23 protein-coding genes are annotated in these 22521 nt (G+C 64.0%); 9 read left to right on the top strand and 14 right to left on the bottom strand.

Annotated features, from left to right (window positions below; translation table 11 throughout):
• Positions 1-38: 38 nt before the first annotated feature.
• The 3 genes from L1277_RS01930 to L1277_RS01920 form a co-directional block, all read right to left on the bottom strand.
• The gene (locus L1277_RS01930; protein WP_253374662.1) at positions 39-1412 is read right to left on the bottom strand and encodes a PhoH family protein; all 1374 of its coding nucleotides are present in this window, start codon (positions 1410-1412) and stop codon (positions 39-41) included.
• 195 nt (positions 1413-1607) lie between these two features.
• Positions 1608-2729: an aminotransferase class V-fold PLP-dependent enzyme gene (locus tag L1277_RS01925; RefSeq protein ID WP_253374661.1), complete on the bottom strand. Its 1122-nt coding sequence runs from the start codon at positions 2727-2729 to the stop codon at positions 1608-1610.
• Between the two features lie 9 nt (positions 2730-2738).
• A complete protein-coding gene (locus L1277_RS01920) occupies positions 2739-3521 on the bottom strand; it encodes an isoprenyl transferase (protein ID WP_253375261.1) in 783 nt (260 codons plus the stop codon).
• A 64-nt stretch (positions 3522-3585) separates the two neighbouring features.
• On the opposite strand from L1277_RS01920, the gene L1277_RS01915 reads away from it, so the two are divergent.
• Positions 3586-4392 carry a hemolysin III family protein gene (locus L1277_RS01915; RefSeq protein ID WP_308215068.1) on the top strand — a complete coding sequence of 269 codons (807 nt, stop codon included), beginning with the start codon at positions 3586-3588 and terminating at the stop codon, positions 4390-4392.
• Between the two features lie 39 nt (positions 4393-4431).
• Here the strand turns inward: L1277_RS01915 and L1277_RS01910 are convergent, their stop codons facing one another.
• Positions 4432-4884, bottom strand: a complete 453-nt coding sequence (locus L1277_RS01910; RefSeq protein WP_253374660.1) for a nitroreductase family deazaflavin-dependent oxidoreductase — start codon at positions 4882-4884, stop codon at positions 4432-4434.
• 92 nt (positions 4885-4976) lie between these two features.
• On the opposite strand from L1277_RS01910, the gene L1277_RS01905 reads away from it, so the two are divergent.
• The gene (locus L1277_RS01905) at positions 4977-6530 is read left to right on the top strand and encodes an FAD-dependent monooxygenase (protein ID WP_253374659.1); all 1554 of its coding nucleotides are present in this window, start codon (positions 4977-4979) and stop codon (positions 6528-6530) included.
• A gap of 3 nt (positions 6531-6533) precedes the next feature.
• Here L1277_RS01905 and L1277_RS01900 read toward each other — a convergent pair whose 3' ends face one another.
• Positions 6534-6671 carry a hypothetical protein gene (locus tag L1277_RS01900; protein ID WP_253374658.1) on the bottom strand — a complete coding sequence of 46 codons (138 nt, stop codon included), beginning with the start codon at positions 6669-6671 and terminating at the stop codon, positions 6534-6536.
• A gap of 281 nt (positions 6672-6952) precedes the next feature.
• Here L1277_RS01900 and L1277_RS01895 point away from each other — a divergent pair, with 281 nt between their 5' ends.
• Positions 6953-7489, top strand: coding sequence for a helix-turn-helix domain-containing protein (locus L1277_RS01895; RefSeq protein WP_253374657.1), 537 nt, complete (start codon positions 6953-6955; stop codon positions 7487-7489).
• Between the two features lie 177 nt (positions 7490-7666).
• Here the strand turns inward: L1277_RS01895 and L1277_RS01890 are convergent, their stop codons facing one another.
• Complete coding sequence (locus tag L1277_RS01890; protein WP_253374656.1) at positions 7667-8512, bottom strand: SDR family NAD(P)-dependent oxidoreductase; 846 nt, start codon at positions 8510-8512, stop codon at positions 7667-7669.
• A gap of 122 nt (positions 8513-8634) precedes the next feature.
• Here L1277_RS01890 and L1277_RS01885 point away from each other — a divergent pair, with 122 nt between their 5' ends.
• Together L1277_RS01885 and L1277_RS01880 are read left to right on the top strand one after the other, a co-directional pair.
• The gene (locus L1277_RS01885; RefSeq protein ID WP_253374655.1) at positions 8635-9537 is read left to right on the top strand and encodes a helix-turn-helix transcriptional regulator; all 903 of its coding nucleotides are present in this window, start codon (positions 8635-8637) and stop codon (positions 9535-9537) included.
• Between the two features lie 457 nt (positions 9538-9994).
• Positions 9995-10297 (top strand): hypothetical protein, encoded by a 303-nt coding sequence (locus tag L1277_RS01880; protein ID WP_253374654.1) that lies wholly within the window; start codon positions 9995-9997, stop codon positions 10295-10297.
• A 141-nt stretch (positions 10298-10438) separates the two neighbouring features.
• On the opposite strand, the gene L1277_RS01875 is transcribed toward L1277_RS01880, so the two are convergent.
• Positions 10439-10759 (bottom strand): hypothetical protein, encoded by a 321-nt coding sequence (locus tag L1277_RS01875; RefSeq protein WP_253374653.1) that lies wholly within the window; start codon positions 10757-10759, stop codon positions 10439-10441.
• A complete protein-coding gene (gene mca, locus L1277_RS01870; RefSeq protein WP_253374652.1) occupies positions 10756-11622 on the bottom strand; it encodes a mycothiol conjugate amidase Mca in 867 nt (288 codons plus the stop codon). Before mca ends, L1277_RS01875 begins: the two co-directional genes overlap by 4 nt.
• 109 nt (positions 11623-11731) lie before the next feature.
• Here mca and L1277_RS01865 point away from each other — a divergent pair, with 109 nt between their 5' ends.
• Both L1277_RS01865 and greA read left to right on the top strand, forming a co-directional pair.
• Positions 11732-12148: a DUF4307 domain-containing protein gene (locus L1277_RS01865; protein ID WP_253374651.1), complete on the top strand. Its 417-nt coding sequence runs from the start codon at positions 11732-11734 to the stop codon at positions 12146-12148.
• 80 nt (positions 12149-12228) lie between these two features.
• A complete protein-coding gene (gene greA, locus L1277_RS01860) occupies positions 12229-12720 on the top strand; it encodes a transcription elongation factor GreA (RefSeq protein WP_253374650.1) in 492 nt (163 codons plus the stop codon).
• A gap of 61 nt (positions 12721-12781) precedes the next feature.
• On the opposite strand, the gene ilvA is transcribed toward greA, so the two are convergent.
• Together ilvA and L1277_RS01850 are read right to left on the bottom strand one after the other, a co-directional pair.
• Positions 12782-14023: a threonine ammonia-lyase gene (gene ilvA, locus L1277_RS01855; protein ID WP_253374649.1), complete on the bottom strand. Its 1242-nt coding sequence runs from the start codon at positions 14021-14023 to the stop codon at positions 12782-12784.
• The gene (locus L1277_RS01850; RefSeq protein WP_253374648.1) at positions 14016-15296 is read right to left on the bottom strand and encodes an AI-2E family transporter; all 1281 of its coding nucleotides are present in this window, start codon (positions 15294-15296) and stop codon (positions 14016-14018) included. Before L1277_RS01850 ends, ilvA begins: the two co-directional genes overlap by 8 nt.
• Before the next feature lie 75 nt (positions 15297-15371).
• Between L1277_RS01850 and L1277_RS01845 the strand changes: the two genes are divergently transcribed.
• Positions 15372-16607 carry a winged helix-turn-helix domain-containing protein gene (locus L1277_RS01845; RefSeq protein WP_253374647.1) on the top strand — a complete coding sequence of 412 codons (1236 nt, stop codon included), beginning with the start codon at positions 15372-15374 and terminating at the stop codon, positions 16605-16607.
• A 95-nt stretch (positions 16608-16702) separates the two neighbouring features.
• Positions 16703-18160, top strand: coding sequence for a hypothetical protein (locus L1277_RS01840; RefSeq protein ID WP_253374646.1), 1458 nt, complete (start codon positions 16703-16705; stop codon positions 18158-18160).
• A gap of 73 nt (positions 18161-18233) precedes the next feature.
• Here the strand turns inward: L1277_RS01840 and L1277_RS01835 are convergent, their stop codons facing one another.
• The 4 genes from L1277_RS01835 to L1277_RS01820 form a co-directional block, all read right to left on the bottom strand.
• On the bottom strand, positions 18234-19118 hold the full coding sequence (locus L1277_RS01835; RefSeq protein ID WP_253374645.1) for a M48 family metallopeptidase: 885 nt from the start codon (positions 19116-19118) through the stop codon (positions 18234-18236).
• 86 nt (positions 19119-19204) lie between these two features.
• A complete protein-coding gene (locus L1277_RS01830; protein ID WP_108391541.1) occupies positions 19205-19771 on the bottom strand; it encodes a LemA family protein in 567 nt (188 codons plus the stop codon).
• Positions 19772-19883: 112 nt separating this feature from the next.
• On the bottom strand, positions 19884-21197 hold the full coding sequence (locus L1277_RS01825; RefSeq protein ID WP_253374644.1) for a D-arabinono-1,4-lactone oxidase: 1314 nt from the start codon (positions 21195-21197) through the stop codon (positions 19884-19886).
• Entirely contained in the window at positions 21194-22444 is a 1251-nt protein-coding gene (locus L1277_RS01820) for an amino acid deaminase/aldolase (RefSeq protein ID WP_253374643.1), read from the bottom strand. Before L1277_RS01820 ends, L1277_RS01825 begins: the two co-directional genes overlap by 4 nt.
• Positions 22445-22521 lie beyond the last annotated feature (77 nt).

The following is a 22521-nucleotide window of genomic DNA, read 5'->3' as shown; positions in this document are numbered from 1 at the left end:
TGCGGGTTATCCACAGCCCGGCTGCGCGTGACGGCGGGTCAGGCCAGTTCGTTGCCCTCCAGCAGTTCGGTGACGAGGGCTGCGATCGAGCTCCGTTCCGACCGGGTAAGGGTGATGTGTCCGAACAGGTCGTGTCCCTTGAGCGCTTCGATAACGGATGCGACACCGTCGTGCCGCCCCACCCGCAAGTTGTCGCGTTGGGCGACATCGTGCGTGAGGATGACCCGTGAGTTCTGTCCGATCCGCGACAGCACAGTGAGGAGCACATTGCGCTCGAGCGACTGTGCCTCGTCAACGATCACGTAGGCGTCGTGCAGCGAGCGACCGCGAATGTGCGTGAGCGGCAGCACCTCCAGCAGGTCTCGTTCGATCACCTCATCGAGCACGTTCTGCGAGACTACCGAACCCAGGGTGTCGAACACCGCCTGGCCCCAGGGACTCATCTTGTCGCCCTGGTCACCGGGCAGGTAACCGAGCTCCTGGCCGCCGACAGCGTAGAGCGGGCGGAACACCATGATTTTCCGGTGCTGCTGTCGCTCGAGAACGGCTTCAAGTCCCGCGCAGAGGGCGAGTGCAGACTTCCCCGTCCCGGCTCGACCTCCCAACGACACAATGCCGACCTCAGGGTCGAGCAACAGGTCAATGGCGAGCCGCTGCTCAGCGCTTCGGCCGTGCAGCCCGAACACGTCACGGTCGCCGCGAACGAGCTTGAACTCGCGCTTCCCGGTCACTCGCCCGAGCGCAGACCCGCGGTCGGAGTGAATGATGAGCCCGGTGTTGACTGGGAGGCTCTCCACGGCCTTCGACAACCCGACCTCACTCTCGTACAGGTCACTCATCTCCTCAGGCGACACCCGAATGTCCGTCATCCCGGTCCAGCCCGAGTCGACGGCCTGTTCGGCGAGATACTCTTCGGCGCTGAGCCCGATCGACGCTGCCTTCACGCGAAGCGGCAGGTCCTTTGACACCACGGTGACCGCGAGGCCGTCGTTCGCGAGGTTGAGCGCCACAGCGAGGATCCGCGAGTCGTTATCGCCGAGCTGCAGTCCGCTCGGCAGCACCGCCATATTCGAGTGATTGAGCTCGACCCGCAGTGAGCCGCCCTCCCCCACCGGCACCGGGAAGTCCAGTCGCTCGTGCTCGATCCTCAGCTCGTCGAGAATCCGCAGCGCCTGGCGGGCGAAGTAACCGATCTCCGGGTCGTTCCGCTTGCCCTCAAGCTCGGAGATCACCACCACCGGAATGACGATTGCGTGTTCGGCGAACCGAAAGAACGCCTTCGGGTCAGACAACAAAACCGAGGTATCCAATACATAGGTACGCTCGGTTTGCTTTGACGATTGCTCTGCAGCTGTGCGGTGCTCGGTCCTTTCCTGTCGTTGTGATGGTGCTGAGGTTCGTGTCGCGGTCATAGCCACTCCCAGCCGGACCGGGGTCCGGTTCTCTCACACGAGCAGCCACTACCAGTTTCGAGTCGAACTTATGTGGCCGTCTCGATCAGGTGCCGTACCTGATAACTGGAACGCTACGACGCCGGGCGGGCGAGAACCGAACGACACGCTGAAGCCCAGGTTGCGGCGCGGTGAACACTGCCCCCACACCGAGTGTCAGTATGCGACGGCGGTCTGGAACGACACGAGCGCGTCCCGCAGCATTCCGAGCGTCTCCTCGCTCGTCCCCGCGTGCACCGACAGCCGGATCTTGTTCTGCCTGGCCGTCGCTGTGACCCCGTGATTGTGCAGCGACGCGACCAGCAGGCTGACCTGCTCGTCCGGCGGGTCGAGCACGACAATGCCGGCACGTTCGTTCTCCGCGCGAGACGATGCGACCGCGACGCCGAATTCGTCAGCCAGCTCAATCACGTCGCTGACGCGAGACGTCACGGCCTCAGAGATCACCGATATTCCCACGGATGCCACAAGCTCCAGCGAAGCTGCGAACCGCGCTTCGGCTGTCGGGTCCGGGCGCGACACCGAATACGCCGCAGCGCCCGAGGTGGGCGGGGGCACGGAATCCCACGGCCAGTCCTCATCCGTCCCGGTATAGCCGCTGACCACGGGAACCAGGTGTTCCAGCGCACGATCGCTCAGCGCCATAAAGCCCGTTCCCCAGCCGGCACGTGCCCACTTCCGCCCGCCGGAGACCACCACATCGGCGGCCTCGAACGGAGCATCCACAATCGTGAAGCCCTGGATGGCATCGACAATCAGCAGCCGATCGCCGATGACCTGCCGGATACCCTCAATGTCCGCGAGGTAACCGGTGCGCGAATCGACGAGGCTCACGGCCACCGCCGTGATGCTCGGTGTGAGTTGCTCTTTGATGGCGTGAGGAGTCACGCGGCCGCCATCCGTATCGAGCCACACGGGAGTCAGCACGTGCATCGATTCAGCGGCCCGCACCGCAGCGAACGGAAGGCTCGGGAAATCGGCCGCGGAGATGAGCACACTCCCGGTCATGCCGAACATGGCGTGCATGAGTCCCATGCTCGTGTTCGGCTGGGCGACAACCTGCGACGGGCTAAATCCGGTCACCGCCGCAACGGCGGTGCGCATCCGTTCGTCCTGCGCCGCGAATGCGCCGAGTCCGCCGAAGCGGGCGCGCCCCAGCAGTTCGAGCGATACCCGCTGTTCTGCCTGGGCGGCCACCGACAACGGCCCGATGCTCGCGTAGTCGAGGTAACCGGGGTCGCTGTCGAAGTCGGCGAGAAAGTCTGAGAGCTCAGCCACGGGGTACTCCTATCCGCCGAAGCGGCGTTGGCGTCGGGAATAGTCACGCATCGCGCGGAGAAAGTCCACCTCACGCAGGTCGGGACCGAGCGCCTCGACGAAGTAAAACTCGCTGTGTGCGCTCTGCCACAGCATGAAGTCGCTGAGCCGCTGTTCGCCCGATGTACGGATGACGAGGTCGGGATCGGGTTGGCCACTGGTATAGAGGTGCTCGCCGATCAGGTCGGGGGTGAGCAGCTCGGCCAGTGTCTCCAGGTTGCCGCCCTTGCGGGAATGGGTTTCGACGATGCTGCGCATGGCGTCGACGATCTCGGTGCGACCGCCGTAGCCAACGGCGAGGTTGATGTGCAGCCCAGACTTCTGTGCGGTCCGCGCCTCGGCGGCCTCGAGGGTCGCCACGAGCGGCTCAGGCAGTCCGTCGGTGGAACCGACGTGCTTGACCCGCCAGTCGCGGTAGTGCGAGAGCTCTTCGGCGAGGTCGGCAATGATCTCGACGAGGTCGTGGAGCTCGTCGGATGAGCGTGAGGTGAGGTTGTCGCTGGAGAGCAGGTACAGGGTGACGACCTGAACGCCAATGTCATCGCACCATTCGAGGAACTCACGCATCTTGGCGGCGCCCGCCCGGTGTCCGTGCGCAGCCGTCTCGTAGCCGAGCTGCTTAGCCCAGCGACGGTTGCCGTCGATGATCATGGCCACATGGTGCGGCAGGGCAGCGCCGCTCAACCCGCGGCGGATGCGCTTCTGGTACAGGTTGTAAAGAAAGCCGGAACCAGGCTTCGTCCCACTCTTCATCACACAGTTACGTTAGTGCACATTCCGTCAGAGCTTCGCGTGAGCGGCTTGTATTCTGTCTTCTATGTCCGACAACGAGTCACCGCGACCGAACGGTGTCTCCGACACCGCAGACGAACTTCGCTCGCCGCGCACCCCCGCAGATGCTGCCGTGCACGCGGATGATGAGCGCGGTGCCGACCTGCCGAATATCCCGGTCATCGACGCGTCGGTGCCGTCACCGGAAGACGTCAAGCCGACCTGGCGCGGCTGGATCCACGCTGGGACCACCCCGGTGGCGATCGTCGCTGGCATCGTGCTCGTGCTTGCCGCGCAGGGAACCGCGGCCAAGCTCAGCACCGCGGTGTTCGCGCTCACCTCACTGCTGCTCTTTGGCATCAGCGCGCTCTACCACCGGTTCACCTGGTCAGCAGAGGCCCGGATCCTGCTCAAGCGCCTCGACCACGCCAACATCTTCCTGCTCATCGCCGGGAGCTACACGCCCATCGCGATGCTCGCCCTGCCGCCGGAGAAGGGGAACCTTCTGCTCGCCCTGGTCTGGGCGGGCGCCGTCATCGGCATCGGCTTCCGGGTCTTCTGGATCCACGCGCCGCGCTGGCTCTACGTGCTGCTGTACATCGCCCTGGGCTGGGCCGCTGTGATGTACCTCGTCGACATCTTCCAGGCCAACCCGACCACGATGACCCTCATCATCGTCGGTGGATTGCTCTACACCGGAGGCGCGGTGGTCTACGCGCTCAAGAAGCCGAACCCGGTGCCCGGGCACTTCGGGTTCCACGAGATCTTCCACGTGTGCACGGTTCTCGCGTTCCTCTGCCACTGGACCGGGATCTTCCTGCTGGCCATCGATCCTGTCTACCACGTGGGCTAGAGCAGGATCGACGGCGTCAGCGAACGGACCGCCGGGCGATCAGGACGCTGTGTCGTCCGACATCCGCTCAAGAACGAACACGGGGATTTCGCGGTCGGTCTTCTCCTGGTAGTCCGAGTACGGCGGGTACGCGGCAACGGCACGCTCCCACCACACGCTCTTCTCCTCGCCCGTGACCTCGCGCGCGAGGTAGTCGTGCTTCTCCGGTCCGTCCTGAAGCTCAACGTGCGGTTCCTTCAGCAGGTTGAAGTACCAGACCGGGTGTTTCGGTGCTCCGCCCAGAGAGGCGACGACCGCGTATGCACCCTCGTGCTCGACCCGCATGAGCGCGGTCTTGCGGAGCTTGCCCGATTTGGAGCCAACACTGGTGAGCACGATGACGGGCAGCCCGCGCAGTGTGGTGCCTTTCGTCCCTCCGGAGCTCTCGTAAAGCTCCACTTGCTCGCGAGCCCAGTCAGCGGTTGACGGTGCGTATTCTCCGGTCAGTGGCACAGCTCTCCCCTCGGTGTCTTCCTGCGCCGCCGATTCGGCAGCGCTTAACCAGAGTAGTAGTCGCCACCCGGTGAAATGCCTAGCATGGGGCTGTGCACGCGTTGCCGGTCGAGGAACGAGTCGACGTCCTGGTGGTGGGCGCCGGCCCCACCGGGCTGATGCTTGCCAACTGGTTGCAGCGCTCGGGCGTGGACGCTCTGACGGTGGATTCCAAGCAGGGACCCACCCGCGAGTCGCGGGCGCTCGTCGTGCAGGCGCGAACCATGGAGATCTACGATCAGCTCGGCGTTGCGGATGCCGTCGCCGCCGAGGCGTTTGCCGCACGGCGAGTGTCACCCGGCTTCGAATCGCACTCGTTCGGGTCGGTGCCGGTCGGCCAGTTGGGTACCGGCCTCACACCGTTTCCCGGCCTCTTCGTGTTGGAGCAGTCGCGAACAGAGCGCATCCTCGGCGAGAACCTCAACGCCCTGGGCGGTTCTGTTCACTGGAGCACGGCGCTCGAAGACCTGGTCGACGACCCGTCCGGCGGCTGTATCGCGACGGTGACCGGCCCGGACGGTACCCGGCGCATCCTCGCCCGGTACGTCGTCGGCGCCGACGGCGGTTCGTCTGCCGTGCGGCGACTCCGCCGGATTCCATTCACGGGAGTCACAAACGAGCACACCTTCTATGTCGCTGACGCCCACGACGTTGCGGGAGTTGAGGAGGATGCCGTCACTCTCCGTTTCGGAACGGATGCATTTCTGCTGGCGTTTCCGATGGCATCCGGTTCTCATTTTCGATTGTTAGGAACTGTTCGGCTGTCTGACCACGTCACGGAGGTGAGTGAGCGCTCGGCGCGAGCCAAGATGCGCGAGGTGTTCGGGGTCGAGTATGGCGCGACCACGTGGTTCGCGACATACCGCGTGCATCACCGGGTCGCCGACCGCTTTCGCGACGGGGCTGTGTTCCTGGCCGGGGACGCCGGCCACGTGCACTCCCCCGTCGGCGCTCAGGGCATGAACACCGGCTTGCAGGACGCCCACAACCTCGCGCTCAAGTTCGCCGATGTGCTCGCTGGGCGGGCGAACGCGGAGTACCTCGACCGGTACGACGCCGAGCGACGGCCGGTGGCACAGCGGCTCGTCTCGACAACGGATCGGGCGTTCGGGCTGGTCACGTCGGGGACCGGCACCATGCAACTCGCACGCCGGGTGCTCGCCCGGTTGCTCGTTCCGCTCCTGGTGCGCGGGATTCCACGCCTCCCGCTCGCGCCACGGCTCTTCGGCTATCTCTCGCAAATTCGCATTCACTACTGGATGAGCGACGCTTCGAGAGAAGAGGGCCGTGGTCGACGCGGCCCGGTCGTGGGTCGGCGACTGCCGTGGACGGGCGAGAACCTTTCCGCGCTGCGTTCAACACGCTGGCAAGTGCACGTCTACGGCCCATTCGACGCTCGCGCCGCCGTGCGGTTCACCCGGCAGCTGCCTGTCGAGTTTCACGCGTTCGCGACACCGGGTCGAACCCGGCTTCGGCCCGGTCGGTACTACCTCGTGCGTCCCGATGGGTTCGTGTGCGCGGTCGCGGATCCGGCCCAGGCAGCCAGCTACTTCCGGAGTGAACTGATGGCCTGGGGCGTGGATCCCGACGCGTTGGAATCGCCGTAACCATTACCGGCCCGGGAACTCGGTTCCGTCGCCGTTCTGCCGGGGTGCGCCCGGATCTTGCGGAGTGCCAGACGCATCGGTCCGCTGTGACTCAGCCAGCTCGTCCTGCAGCCGCTCGTCGATCTCGGCCTTGTAGTTCACCCGGCACTCCGCGCTGGGCGCCAATGAAGGAATGTGAGTGTGAGAACCGCCATCGGCGCGACAAGTTCGATAGCCAACGTCCGCTGGAGGTTTGCGACCATAAGATCGTCGGCCCGACGCTCAGCGGAGCGCCTCAGGCCCAGCCGCTACCCGACTGGACTGCTGCCATTCGATGGCGAGGGCTGAGAGTATTGGGTGGCGGCCTTCTGGCGGTGATCTGGCGGCCCACTGGCGTCGTAGTGGCGTGGTGTTGAAGCATGGTCGGAGCAAGCATGGGGTCTATGAACAAGACACGAATAATCGAGCTTCGACAAGCCCAAGGTTGGACCCAAGAACGACTCGCAACCGAGAGCGGTATCGGACTCCGAACCGTCCAGCGCCTGGAAGCAGGAGAAGATGCGAGCCTTGAAACGTTGTCGCTTGTGGCGGAGGCCCTGCGAGTGTCGGTCCGAGATCTCTTCTTCGCCATTGACGACGCGGGGCTCATCAGCCGCGTCGATTCTTTAGACAACCGCACCCATCAGCAGCAGGCCGCCCGTGATCGGATCACCGGTGCCTGGCGATGGCTCTACATTGGCATCGGTGTTGTCCTGACACTGGTCAGTTTCACCTTCGCACAAGGATTGGTCCTGTTCCTGGGCTACTGGATCGGCGGCACAATGATCTTGCTTGCGATCCGCAGGCTCTACCTGGAACCGCACCTCGATGAGAAATATCCCCTTTCGCGTGCGAGATCATCTCGCCGCGCGCGCCGACAGACGCACGACACGGCACAACCACCCTTGAATGATCAACTTGCCTCTCGACAAAAGCAATAGCCCCGTTGCACGACACTTTACGGCCGGTGTCCGCCACATGGGTGATCGGATAATCACGTCGCCATCACGCGGAGCCAGAAATCCCATAGAAGCAGGGGCGCCGAAATACATCGGCTGTGTGCCCGGGCACGGTACGGCTTACGGAGTGCCCGGGCAACGACACGGTGAGGTTGTTGTTTAGGTGTCGTCGTGGTTAAGCGAGGTCGACAGTTCACGGAAGGCATTCGCCTGAGCACGAAGGTCATCGCTCTTCTGCTCTGCGGTCTGGACAGCGTCGGCTCCGGCGAGCCACCGCAGCGGCGGCTCCGCACGGTCGATGACGGTAATCAAAGCTGCGGCGAGCTTCGCAGGGTCCCCACCCTGCTTGCCGTTCATGCCTTTCCACCCTTCGATTGTCGCGGCGGTGCGCTCGGCATAGTCGGGGATCGACAGTTCCGGCCACAACGTTGAGGAGCCTTCGACAAGCAGTTCCGTTCGGAAGAATCCGGGCTCCACGATAGTGGTTCCGATCCCGTACGGGGCAAGGTCGAGCCGGATGGATTCCATCCAGCCTTCAAGCGCGAACTTCGAAGCGCAGTAAGCGGCGACGAACTCCTGACCGACCAGGCCCGCGGTGGAGCTGAACGTGACGACCTGGCCGCTGCGTTGCTTGCGCATGACCGGCAGGACGGCGCGGGTGACATTCAGCGGGCCGAAGAAATTCACATCCATCTGGTGGCGGAACTGCTCAGGGCTGATCTCCTCGAAGAACCCCGCGTAGAACAACCCAGCGTTGTTCACGAGCACATCGATTCGACCAAAACGCTCAACAGCGGCTTCGACAGCCATCCGCGCGGCACCCTCATCGGTGATGTCCAGGGGCACGGCAAGGAGATTCTCCTGCTCCCCGAAAACCTCTGTGACGCGGGCGGCGTCTCGAGCTGTAGCGACAACCGAGTGGCCGGCGGCCAAAGCCGCGTTGACGATGTCGACGCCCATCCCCCGCGCTGCGCCGGTGATAAGCCAAACTTTGCTGTCACTCATCGGTGACTCCTTTCCTGTCGGTGATTCCAGTAAAGGCAACTTCGTACACGCGAGGCAGTCCCTACCTATCCGGTTAATACCAGGGACCCCCTAAAGGCCGTCCGCTGACGTACCGTCGAGGAATGGACAGTTCTAACGACATTCGGGAGTTCCTGATGACTCGCCGCGCCCGGCTGACCCCCGAGAAAGCTGGACTCCCTAACTTCGGGGGTCGCCGCCGCGTCACCGGTCTGCGCCGTGAAGAAGTGGCCCTGATCGCCGGAATCAGTGTGGAGTATTACACCCGCCTCGAACGCGGCAACGCCACCGGAGTCTCCGAATCGGTCCTCGATGGCATCAGCCGCGCTCTGCAACTTGACGACGCGGAGCATGCGCACCTGCACGACCTCGTCAGAGCCGCGACCGCCAGCCCAGGCGCGGCCCGTCGTCGTAGCTCTGCAAAGGCGGCGCAGATCTCCCCGAGTGTCCGCCAGATGATCGACGCGATGAAAGACGTCGCCGCGGTTGTTCAGAACGGCCGGGGCGATATCGTCGCCGCCAACAGCCTCGGGCAGGCCCTTTATTCTCCGATTTTCGAGCAGTCGCAGCGAACACCGAACTTCGGACGGTTCGTGTTCCTCGACCCGAAATCACAAGACTTCTACCTCGATTGGGAAGAAGCCGCGCGGCAAACCGTCGCGTTGCTTCGCAGCGAGGCTGGCCGTTCCGCACACGACCGCAGCCTGAGCAACCTCGTCGGAGAGCTCTCCACCCGCAGCGACGTCTTTCGCACCCTCTGGGCATCGCACAACGTCCGCGAACACCGCACCGGTTTCAAGGAAATTCATCACCCAACGGTCGGGGACATGGCTCTGTCATTCGAAGGCCTTCAACTCTCCAGTGCACCAGGCCTGCTACTGCTCGCCTACACAACTGATCCCGGCTCCCCCTCACACGAAAAACTTCAACTGCTCGCCAACTGGGCAGCAACCATCAACACCGATGAATCTATCCGCGACAGGGTGCAACCCGATCCAACCGCTTAGTAGTGGGGTCCGGTAAGTGTTCCTCTGAATCGTAAGGCCGTCTCTGGAAGTGCCCCAATGACCGGTCGGTGAACGGAACAGGAGATCTGGACGGCAGGGTTCACCCGTCGAACTCGTGTATCGAGACGAGCTGAGCCCCAGGCCCCAGCTGCCCTGTGAGAGCATCATCACAATCCGTATCGGTCCATCGCCACGACGTTCGAGTCTCGAATCCGATCGCAATTCTTGAGCAGGTGAACACAGAGTTCGGTCCAAGATACGGACCTGCTGGGTTGGCCAAAGTGTCAGCTTCGACATCGCGAGGTCCGGAGGTGATTAGAACATCGAACGAAATACCCGGGGTGTGTTCCTCAAGGTTGTGGATCACAGCGCCCCCGTTCACCAACGAAAGAGATTCGAGACTCGATTCGTCGCCGTCCCAATAGTTGCCCGCGAGTAAGTTGTCTTCGCTAATGCCGTGCGCAAGATCCTCGGTCGCCATCCCTTCGACCGCGCCGACAAGAGAGCGGCCGAACGGATCCTTGAAGGCGGCAACCTGCCGCCACAAGGTTCCGTCGACATCCTGCGGCGCACACCCGGAAAGAGCACCGACCACGACAACGATCCCAGCCAGAGCAAAGAGCCGAGGGCGGGGTGGATTCATATCGACAACCTATCGCGCATCGATTCACATGTTGCTCGGCTCGATGCTCATTGGCAGACCATTGCCGAAAGCGAGGACTCGGCCTCGAGATGGCGCCGCCTTAGAGTCGCTGGCTAGCGAACTCGGCGCGGCGCCGAAGACGCGGGTCGCCAGCAGCCTTCTCGATCAGCTAGTGGTGTGGCTGTAAGCTGCGCCGGGGTGACAATCTCACGCTTAGGCAGGCTATGCACCTTCGGAGTGGATCCCGTGACGGAACCGTTACCGGCCCGGGAACTCGGTTCCGTCGCCGTTCTGCCGGGGTGCGCCCGGATCCTGCGGAGTGCCAGACGCATCGGTCCGCTGTGACTCAGCAAGCTCGTCCTGCAGCCGCTCATCGATCTCGGCCTTGTAGTTCACCCGGCGTACCCGGCGCTGCATGTCGATGATCAGGAGTACAACGACCACGGCGATCAGGAAGATGATCGCGAATCCCCAGACGCCCGGTGTGACATCGTCGGCGTCCACCCCGGTCGGGGTGGGCACCGGTGTGGCGGCAAAGCGCCACATCGCATCCGTCACAGCGTTAAATCCGGCGATCATTCCGTGTCCTCAATTCCGGCGAACAAGTCGCTCTCTGTGTCTTCTGTCGGCACCAGGCTGCGGGCCAATTCGAAGTCTTCGAACGGCCAGGCTCGCCGCTGCAAATCATTGGGCCAGAAGAAGAAGCTGGAGTCACCTGCAACCTGGCTGGCGTGAGCCCGGAGCGCGGCGTCGCGGGCCTCGAAGAATTCGCCAGCGGGAACGTGCGTCGTCGCACGGACAGGGCGGTCCTTCATCCACGTCAGCATCTCTCCGAGTTGTTCGGTAAGCGGTGAGTCAGGCTGTTCGGCGAGCAGCGTGTCGGCGTTCGCCTTGATGCGCTGGTAGTTGAAGACGTTGTCGTAGTAGAGCTTCGACACCTGCCACGGCTGGCCGGCGTTCGGATACACGGTGGCGTCGGAGGCCGCGTCGAAAGCGGCAACCGAGATCTGGTGGCAGCGAATGTGGTCGGGGTGCGGGTAGCCACCGTTCTCGTCGTACGTCACCATGACCTGCGGCCGGAACCGACGAACAATGCGCACGAGTGCCTCGGCGGAGGTGCTGAGCGGAATGGAGGCGAAGGAGTTCAGTGGCAGGCTGCCATCGTCGTTGGCCATGCCGGAGTCGACGTAGCCGAGCCAGCGGTGCTGGATGCCGAGGATGCGGGCGGCCTCCGCCATCTCGCGCCGACGAAGTCCGGCGATGTCGCGCTCGGCGTGCGGACGGTCGGGAAGCGCGTCGTTGAGGATGTCGCCTCGTTCGCCACCGGTGCAACTGACGACGAGAACTTCGACGCCTCGAGAGGTGTAATACGCGCTGGTCGCTGCGCCCTTGCTGGATTCGTCATCCGGATGGGCGTGGACCGACAGGAGCCGGAGAGTCACGATGTCGCCTGCGTCTTCCCTGAGTGTGCGTGCTGGCTCTCGTCCGACCGTGAGCCGAGAAACGATAACCTTGTACCTACAGACTAAACGGTTGTACGGATGAGGATTGATGGTTTCGGACAGTTCGCGCGAGCCAGACATCCTCGACGCACGATACGGCCGCTCCAAACGATCGAGAACCCAGCAGAAGCGACTCGGTGTTGTCGCCGCCGCCATCTTCGCGGTTGTACTCGTGGCGTGGGTGGTCTGGGCCGGACTCGATGCGGGCGGCTCCAACATGGAGGCGAAGGACATCGCACACTCCGTCACCTCCGACACCTCGGTGGACGTCACATTCCAGCTCTCCGTTCCCGTAGGAACCCCCACCTACTGTGCGGTCCAGGCACTCAACGATCGCTTCGCGGTCGTCGGCTGGAAGATCATCGACGTGCCAGCGTCTGACGCGTTCAACCGCACGATCACGGAGTCTGTGAGAACCACGGAACGTGCCAGTACGGGTTTGATTTATCGTTGTTGGCTGGCCTAAGCTCTCCTGATACCCGCAAACGGGTATGTGACACGCCCTGACGCAACCGTCAGGGCGTCCGTTTATGTAAGGAGTTCGCCATGGCTGCAGAGACGACGCAGGTCATGTTCCTGACGCAGGAAGCGTACGATCGACTCGCTGCCGAGCTTGCGGAACTGTCCACGGTTGGCCGCGAAGAGATTGCCAAGAAGATTGAGGCCGCTCGCGAAGAGGGCGACCTGAAAGAAAACGGCGGCTACCACGCTGCCAAGGATGAGCAGGGCAAGCAGGAAGCCCGCATCCGCACGCTCACGCAGTTGCTGCGTGACGCCACCGTGTCCGAGGCCCCCGAAAGCCACGGAGTCGTTGAGTCCGGAACGGTCATTACCGCTGACGTCGCCGGTGGCGAGGAAGTCTTCCTCCTCGGCAACCGCGAGATCGCCGCAGGATCCAACATCGACGTTTACAGCGAGCAGAGCCCGCTCGGAGGCGCCATCCTCGGCCTCAAGGTCGGCGAATCGACGACATACGCTGCCCCCAACGGCAAAGAGATCTCGGTCAAGATCCTCAAGGTCGAAACCTACATGGGCTAATCGCCCGCTCGGCACAAGAGAAACGCATCGGACCGGAAGACCGGCCCGATGCGTTTGTCGTTTAATCCTCGACGATGTGCGGGTGGTACCCGGCCGCGCGCAGCGTCTCGACGACCAGGTCGCGGTGTTCGGCGCCGCGGGTTTCCACGCTGAGTTCCAGCTCGACTTCACCGATTTTGAGGCCGTGACCGTGCCGGGTGTGCAGCACCTCGATGACGTTGGCGTTGGCCTGTGCGACGAGTTCGGAGGTCCTCGCCAGCTGACCGGGGCGATCGGGCAGCGGGATGCGAAGGGTGAGATATCGATCGGATGCCGCCAGGCCATGGCTGATCACCCGTTGCATCAGCAGGGGGTCAATGTTTCCACCCGAGAGCACCACAACGGTCGGCCCGCTTGGCGTCACCTTTCCCGCAATAATGGCCGCGACGCCGGCGGCCCCGGCGGGCTCGACGACGAGTTTGGCGCGCTCGAGAAGGACGAGCAGGGCCTTCGCCATGTCGTCTTCGCTGACCGTGGTCACCTCGTCGACAAGGTGACGGATGATATCGAAGTTGACGGCGCCTGGGCGCCCCACCGCGATGCCGTCGGCGATCGTCGGCGTGATGGGCACGTCGACCGGATAGCCGGCGTCAAGGGAAGCCGGGTATGCAGAGGCGTTGGCTGCCTGCACGCCGATCACTCGCACCGTTCGGCCTTCCGCCGCGGCGCGCTGCTTCACCGCGGCTGCGACTCCTGAAATGAGTCCACCGCCGCCGATCGGCACGATGACTGTTTCGACAGCGGGTACCTCGTCGTAGATCTCGAGGCCGAGCGTGCCCTGGCCGGTGATCACGTCGATGTGGTCGTACGGCGGGATGAAGATCGCCCCGGTCTCTTCCGCGTACTCGGCAGCAGCCAGCAACGGCTCTGCCACCGTGTGGCCCCGAAGAATGACTTGCGCGCCGTAGTTCTTGGTGGCCTGCAGCTTGGGCAGCGGCACGCCGACCGGCATGAAGATCGTGGCAGTGATGCCGAGTTCGCGCGCCGCGAAGGCAACGCCCTGGGCATGGTTTCCCGCCGAGGCGGCAACCACTCCCCTGGCTTTCTCCTCGTCGCTGAGCTGGGCCATCCGGTTATAGGCGCCCCGGATCTTGTATGAGCCGGTTCGCTGTAGGTTCTCGCACTTGAGATAGACCGGCGCCCCCAGCAGCTCGGCGAGGTAGCGCGAACTCTCCATCGGAGTTTCCTGGGCGACACGGCTGACGAGAACGCGGGCCGCCTCCAGCTGTTCGAGGGTGGGACCAGCGAGGGAGGTTTCAGGCATCCGGGTCGACCTTGTCTGTGGGGGTTGGCGTGGCGGGGGCGGGCTTTTCTCGTTCGGGGCGCGGGCGTCTCATCCGGCGTTCGGCCGGCACCATCTGCCAAATCATGCTGTCGAGAACGAGTGGGGTGCCCGGCGAAGAGATCCGCCATGCCCCGGAGGAGATATATCGGGTCATCACATTGATCATGGCTGCGACCGGCACGGCGAAGAGTGCGCCGGGGATGCCGGCCACCATGCTGCCCGCTGCGACGACGAGCACCACGGCGAGCGGGTGCACCTTGACCGCCGCACCCATCAGGAGCGGTTGGAGCACGTGCCCCTCCAGCTGCTGCACGAACAGCACGACGCCGACCATGATGAGCGCGATGACCCAGCCGTTGTAGACGAGCGCGATGAACGCCGCGATGGTGCCGGTGACGACGGCTCCGACGATCGGGACGAACGAACCGAGGAAGACGAGAACGGCGATCGGGATAGCGAGCGGCACACCGAGGATCGCGGCTCCGAGCCCGATGCCGAGCGCGTCGATCGAGGCAACGAGTATCTGGGTGCGGGCGTAGTTGGTGAGGGTCGACCACCCGGCGCGACCGGCGCCATCGATGGCCCGCTGGGCCTTCTTCGGGCTCAACCGGACGAGCCAGCGCCAGATGCCCTCGCCGTCGATGAGAACGAAGAGCAGGCAGAACAGGGCCAGGAACACACCGGTGAGGGCGTGCCCCAGGGTGGTTCCGATCGATAACGCACCGCTCCACAACGCAGCGCTGTCTTCTTGAACGCTCGTCATGACATCCGCGATGAAGCCATTGATTTGCGTTTCGGTGACCCCGAACGGTGACTGGAGCAGAGCCTGGCGAAGCTCTCCAAACGACTCGACGGTGCGGGCTCGCACCTCGCTGAAGTCACGGGTGATCTGCCAGATGGCGAGCCAGAGAAGTCCTCCAACCACGGCGACGGCGCTGAGGATGGCCGCTGCGATGGCGAGTCCGCGCGGCCAGCCGTGTCGAACCAGCACGGTGATCAGCGGAGTGAGCAACGCCGACACCAGAACGGCGATGAACAGCGGGATGACGATGAGTCGCAGTTGGATGACGATCAGTACGATGACGGCGATGGCCGCGACGATGACCAGGAAGCGCCACGCCCACGCGCCAGCGATGCGCACCCCGCGCGGAACGTCGTCATCGTCGAGCTCTGGTTTCGCGGGCTCCGACGACTCCTGGGTTGGCCGCGAGAACGCTCGCTCCCACCACGTTTTGTCTGTCGACTTCGGCACCGCATTAGTCTATGCCGCGCCGTTTGCTCCCACAGGAATGCATCTGGTGTCGGAGGTTGCCGATACCCTTTCCCGATGAACGACACTCTCTCGCCTGCCCTGGCGCGCCGGGTCGCCCTCGCGGCGCAGGGCTTGGGTCGAACCCGCCCGGCCACAGTCGGAACCCGACAGCTGCACGGCCTCGTCGACCGGCTTGAGGTGCTGCAGATAGACTCGGTCAACGTCTTTGAGCGCAGCCACTACCTGCCCGTTTTCGCTCGGCTCGGAGCCTTCGATAAGTCACAGCTCGACCGACTGACCTTCAGCCCCGGACGATACATCGAGTACTGGGGCCACGAAGCGACGCTCATGCCGGTCGAGAGTTGGCCGTTGTTCCGCTGGCGGATGAAGGCGTTCCGGCAACGGAGCCTCAGCGACCCCGACAGCTGGGCTCACGCGCACGGCCCGTTCCTGCAGTGGCTGCGCGACGAGCTCGCCGAAAAGGGTCCGCTCGCCGCGAGCGAGGTGGAGCATGATGCGAATCGGCGCACCGGTCCGTGGTGGGGCTGGTCCGACGTCAAGATCGGCCTGGAGACCCTGTTTCGCTGGGGTGAGATCGTCTCGGCGGGGCGAAGCGGCTTCGAACGGCGATACGCGCTTGCCTCCCAGATCGTCCCGGACGACATTCGTTCGCGAGAGATTGATCGAACGGATGCCATCCGCGAATTGCTGAGGCGAGGTGCGGTCGCGCACGGGGTCGGCACCCTGGAAGACCTTGCCGACTACTTCCGATTGCCCATCGCTGACGCCCGCGTCGCAATCGCGGAGCTTGAGGATGCGGGCGAGGTTCTCCCGGTCACCGTGCTGGGCTGGAACCGCGGCGCTCGGCCCCGACAGGCATGGCTGGCCCGAGACGCCCGGAAGCCGCGATCGATCGTGGCCGACGCCCTGCTGTCCCCGTTCGACCCGGTCGTGTGGGCTCGGCCCCGCGCCGAACGGTTGTTTAACTTCCGGTACCGAATCGAGATTTACACCCCTCGGCACAAACGTATCCACGGCTACTACGTCCTCCCGGTCCTCCTCGACGACACCCTCGCCGCTCGCGTTGATCTCAAGAACGATCGGCAGGCGAGGGCCCTCAGGGTTCAGGCCGCGTGGCTCGAACCGGGCGCCCCCGAGAACACCGCGGAACGTCTCGCAGCTCTGCTGCGTCGCACCGCCGAGTGGCAGGGGTCAGAGCGCGTGGTCGTCGTTGACCGCGGAACACTTGCAGCGCCGCTCGCATCGGCACTGGGCGTTGCGCTCACTGCCGATGGGGACTACTCCCCATAGTTCCGCGTATTTCCGCGCCTCTCGTGGCCCCGATTCGGGTGTCAGCCCTGCTAGGTTGGCTTCGATCACATTCAACGAGAGGTAGAAACTTCCCCATGGTCACGGATGACAAGACACCAGAATTTCCCGGGGGCGACAGTTCGGTGCCGGGCGATAACGAGCCCAACTCCGCAACACCGCCGGGTGACGGCGCGGTAATTGATCCCGCCTCACAGGCCTATTCGCAGGGCTCCAACTATGCCCAGAACGCCTACGGCCAGGCCCCGGAGAACAGCACTCCGGCACAGCCGACCGATGGGGCCGATGCAGCAGCTGCGTACACGCAAGGGGCCTACACCCAAGGGGCCTACACCCAAGGGGCCTACACCCAGGGGGCGTACACCCAAGGGGCCTACACCCAGGGCGCGCACCCCCAGCCCGGACAGCCCAACCCCGGCAACCCGGCATCACAGCAGCCGTACACCGCCGGTGCCCCCGGCGCGTACGCGCAGGGAGCCGGCTACCCTCAGGCCGGCGGCTATGGCGGGCCGAACGGTCCCGGATTCCCGCAGAGCGCGCCTCGCCCTCCGGTGAACCCAGCGAAGAAGAAGAAGATCATTCTCTTCAGCTCCCTCGCGGCCGGACTTGTTCTGCTGCTCGTCATCGCAATCGTCGTGATCAACGCCGTCAACACCACTCAGTACGGCCCCGAAGCTACGGTGAAGAACTACCTGACCGCAATCAGCCAGGGCAGAGCATCCGCGGCTAACAAGCTGGTTGACCCGGGAGTGTCCAAAGACGCAGCCGCTCTTCTCTCCGACGACGTCCTCAAGGAGTCCAAGGAACTGATGAAGAACCCGAAGATCACCGACGTCAACACGCGCGGTGACGCGGCTCAGGTCGAGGTCAGCTACAGCATCGACGGCACCGTCTTCGACGGTGTCCTCCAACTCAGCAAGGATGGCAAGCAAGGCCTCTTCTTCGACAAGTGGAAGATCGATAAGCCCCTCCTCGCGTCGGTGTACGTGTACACCACCGAGGGAAGCCTCGTCGCGGTGAACGGCGTGGACGTCGACTTCGGGAAGAACTACGAGCTCGCCGCCTACCCGGCTGCTTACGAAATCGGTGCGCCGGAGAGCAGCTTTTTCGAAGCCGAGGCACAGACGTTCGTCGCTGCAACCGGATCGAAGGCCACCTACGACTCCATCGACCTTGAACTCACGCCGACGCAAGAATTGACCGACGCCGTCCAGGAGCAGGTCAACGCCCACCTCGACACCTGCGCCGCGCAGACGGTTCCGAACCCCGAGAACTGCGGGCTCCGCAGCCTCTACTACTTCGACTTCAGCGGAGATCCCGCCTTCTCCTACAAGGTCGACAAGTACCCGGTGGTCACCGTGGATGAGTCGGGGGCCTACTTCGACGCCAATAAGGGCCAGGTCACCGGAACAGCGACCGGTGAGCTCTCCTACCCCGGCGGACAGGGCAGCGCTGTCTACACCTGGGACGACTGGACAGTCCGAGGAAACATCGTGATCGACGGTGACGCGGTCACCATCGAGGACATGTACTAAATCGACAGTCCTGTCGCAGACGACAGCGGGGCGAGCCATTCGGCTCGCCCCGCTTTTTTGTGCGTTCGACGGTTTAGAACCCGCCGCCGATCTCGCGAAGACGAGCGACACGATCTGCGATCGGGGGGTGGGTGGAAAAGAGACGCTCAACCTTGCCCGGCTTCGCGGGGTCAGCAATCCAGAGGTGAGCCATGGAAGAATTCTGCCGCCTCATCGGTCGCCCATACGCCTGCAGTTTTTCGAGCGCGCTGGCGAGAGCATCCGGGTACCGCGTCGTCATCGCGGCAGTCGCGTCAGCGAGGTACTCACGCTGACGAGAAACAGCCAACTGGACGAGGCTTGCGAGCAACGGGGCGACGATCATCGCGACGAGTCCGAAGATCAAGACAATCGGGTTACCACCGTTGTTGTTGTTGCGGTTTCCTCCACCGAACCACGCCAGGCGAACGAACATGTCGGCGATGAAACCCACGGCGACGACAAGCCCGAACACGATCATGGACACCCTGATGTCGTAGTTGCGCACGTGTCCCATTTCGTGCGCCATGACCCCCTCAAGTTCGGAGTCGGTCAGGATGTCGAGCAGTCCGGTAGTCGCGGCAACCGAGGCGTGCTGCGGGTCGCGTCCCGTCGCAAAGGCGTTCGGCGCCGGGTCATCGATCAGGTACACCTTCGGCATCGGGGATCCGGTCGTGATGGCGAGATTTTCGACGATGCGATACAGGCGCGGGTTGTCGCGCTTCTCGATCTGGCGGCCACCGCTCACCGCGAGCGTCTGGCTCGCCGCGAAGAAGTACTGGATCACGGCGTACAACGTGGCGCCGACGAGGGTGAAGATCGCGATCGTCGGGCTGTTGTAGACGTAACCGGCCAGGGCTCCGAGTCCGCCGATGATCAGCAGAAAGAACAAGATGATCAACACGGTGTTCACCTTGTTCTTGCGGATGGCCCTATACATTCAGTGTCCTTTCAGGAGATACAACAAAGGCCCGAGCGCGCCTATCGCCGCGCCCGAGCCTGTGAGAAGAAGTTGTTTCGCTGTCGCTAGAACTGCACGCGCGGCGGCTCGGCGATCGCTGCGTTGTCGGTGACCTCGAAGAATTCTCGTTCGCTGAACCCGAGGTTCTTGGCGATGAGGTTGTTGGGGAACACCTTGATCTTGGTGTTGAGTTCGCGCACGCCACCGTTGTAGAACCGGCGCGATGCCTGAATCTTGTCTTCGGTGTCGACCAGTTCGCCCTGGAGCTGAAGGTAGTTCTGGCTTGCCTGCAGCTGCGGGTATGCCTCAGCGACGGCAAAGATAGACTTCAGCGCTTGCTGCATGTGATTCTCTGCAGCCGATGCGTCGTGCGGGCCCTGCGCCGATAGCGTCTCTGCCCGGGCGCGTGTCACATTCTCGAAGACAGCTTTTTCGTGTGCCGCGTAGCCCTTCACAGACTCGATGAGGTTGGGAATCAGGTCAGCACGACGCTTCAGTTGGACCGTGATGTCGCTCCAGGCCTCGTCGACGCGTACGTTCAGTGACACCAACGAGTTGTAGGTGACCCAGAAGTAAATGCCGACGATAACCGCCAGCGCGACGATGATGAGTACAGGAATGAGCCATTCCATGCGTGTGCTCCTAAGTTTGCTAGCGGGTTCGAACTCTACGGCCCATTCTAGCGGCCGGGGCGCGCGCCGGACCGGGACGAGAACCCCTATTCAGGGCAAACGCTCGGGACCCTCAGTGCCCGAGCACGCGATCGAGGTAGGGGTTACTGAAGAGGCGGCGGGGGTCAAGCCGGTCACGTGCCGCGAGAAAATCGGCGAAATGCGGATATTCGCCTGCCAGCCCCGTGGCATCCTGTGTATGCATTTTTCCCCAGTGCGGACGCCCACCGTAGCCGCGCAGGATCGCCTCAACGGCCGCGAAGTAGGCGGTCGGCCGCTCGCGGTAGTACCGGTGGACGGCGATGTATCCGGTGGGCCGGCCGTGTGCCGTTGAGAGCCACAGGTTGTCAGCTGCCGCGAACCGGACTTCGAGGGGAAAGCTGATGCGCCAGCCTCGGCTCCCGATGAGCGCTTCGATGTCGCGTACCGCTGCGGGAACGTGTTCGGCCGGGATGCCGTACTCCATCTCCCGGAACCGTACAGTGCGCTTCGTCGTGAACACGCGGTGCGAGAGGTCGGTGAAACTGCGGTTGCCTGTGAGCTTCTCGGCGAGCCGGTTGACCCGCGGAATGAGTGGCGGCACGACAACTCCGGTGGCGCAGGTGACGCGGTACAGTCCGTTGGCGAGCACGGAATCGTCGATGAACCGCGATACCGGGTTGAGCGGCTTACGTTTGGCGCCGACCGGCAGTCGGGTGTTGGTCTTGGTCAGCGCGGTTCGGGTGTGCGGGAACCAGTAGAACTCGAAGTGATCGGCCGTGCCAGCCCGCTCAAGCGCCGTGTCGAGGACATCATCGAGCGGCTCGGGCTGCTCAACCGCCTGGAGGAGGAAGCGGGGAACACACTGCACAGTCACCTCAGCGAGGATGCCGAGGGCGCCAAGCCCCAGGGCGACGGCGGGCAGCAGTTCGGGAGACGCCTCGTCGTTCACCTCGAGCAGGTCGCCGGTCGCGGTCACCATCACCACGCCGCGTACCTGGCCGGCGATTCCGGTGAAGCGGGCACCGGTGCCGTGGGTGCCGGTCGACACAGCGCCGCTGATGCTCTGGGCGTCAATGTCGCCCAGGTTCTCCATGGCGAGACCGTACGGCGCGAGCAGGCGCGGAATCTGGTGCAAGCGGGTGCCGGCGAGGAAGGTGACCAGGCCATCGCTGGTCGGCTGGCCCACGATGCCGACAAGGTCTTCAAGCTCGAGCTGGATGCCGGGCGCAATCGCGATTCCCGTGAAGGAGTGGCCCGCGCCGACCGCCTTGATCGGGATGCCGGATCCGGCGGCTGCCCGAACGGCACGCTGCACAGCCGCCGTTGTGCGCGGGCGTTCAACCCGCAGCGGGCGCACCTTCTCGGTACGTGCCCAGTTGTGCCACATCGCCCCGGTTGCCGTCACAGGAAAGCCTTTCCTTCACCGCGGTAGGTCGGCAGGGTGTCGATGACCGTGCCGTCGTCCACCACGGCGAACGCGTTGAGGTGCTCGCTCAGTTCACCCGACTTGGTGTGCCGGAACCAGACCCGATCACCGGGTCGCAGGCGAACGGCAGCCTTTCCGACGAGTGGTGTTTGGACTTCACCAGCCATTTCTCGCGGCACCATGTCGAGCCCTTGGGGCCATGCCACCTGCGGGAGCCGGTCGCGCCCCGGCGGGCCGGAGGCTGTCCATCCGCCACCGAGCACGGTTGCCGTGTCTTCGCGGGGCTTTCGCACGACCGACAGCGCGAAACTCGCGGCGGGCGCCGGCCGAAATTCGCGGTAGTTGTCGAACAGGTGGCCACCGAACAGGCCCGAACCGGCGGCGATTTCAGTGACCGAGTCGTCAGCGCTCGTGCTCTCGAGCGACCCGGTGCCTCCCCCATTGACAAACTCAAGCTCACAGACCGAGCGCACGGCCTCGACGGCTGCTTTCCGCCGCTCGGACAGCTCGCTCACCGACTGTCTCTTGATCCACCGCATCCCGGCCGAGTAGGCCGCTCGCGACCCCACGTCGTCCACAAGTCCCGCGATCTGCGCTTCGTACGCCATCATCCCGACGAGCGTGAATCCGGGGCGACGAGTGATTTCCCGGGCGAACCGCACAGCGTCGTCAGCGGTGAATATCGGCGAGCGCAGAACGCCGATATTGCCGAGGGGAGGAGCAGCGCGCCACGAGGCGTCAAGTTCGAGACACAAACGGATGCTTTCGCGATCGCCAGGCGGAATGCATCCGTCAATGAAATCAAGCTGTTCCACCGAGTCGACCATGATCGTCACTCGAGAGGCGAGCCGTTCATCGGTGGCGAGCCGGATGAGACCGGCACGGTCGGCTGTCGGATAACCGACGACGACGTCGTCAACTTCTTCTGCGAGCCACAGTGCCTCGGGAAGGGTGAAGGCCAGGACTCCCCGGTAGCCGTCGGTTGCGAGGAGCGCATCGATGACCGACCGCACGCGGATCGACTTGGTGGCGACTCGAATGGGTTTCCCGGCTGCCCGACGCACCATGTCGTGGGCGTTGAATTGCAAGGCTCCGAGGTGCAGAACGCCGAGCGGAGTTTCGAGGGCTGCGGTGGAGGCATCAAGTTCGGGCCAGAAGAGCTCGGGCGTCAGCCACCGGGCGGGGGAACTCGCCGCGCGCCCCTGTGCCGAGAGTGCAATAGCCATGGTGTCCTCCGCGTCAAACTTAGTATGACCACGCGGCGTGGCTGGTGAGCACATGCCCTGAGAAAGGCCCCCGAATT

The sequence above is a fragment of the Okibacterium sp. HSC-33S16 genome (genome assembly GCF_024171565.1).
Taxonomy (GTDB): domain Bacteria; phylum Actinomycetota; class Actinomycetes; order Actinomycetales; family Microbacteriaceae; genus Mycetocola_A.
The sequence above is the reverse complement of the archived record's forward strand: the minus strand, read 5'-3'. Positions and strand labels throughout refer to the sequence as shown.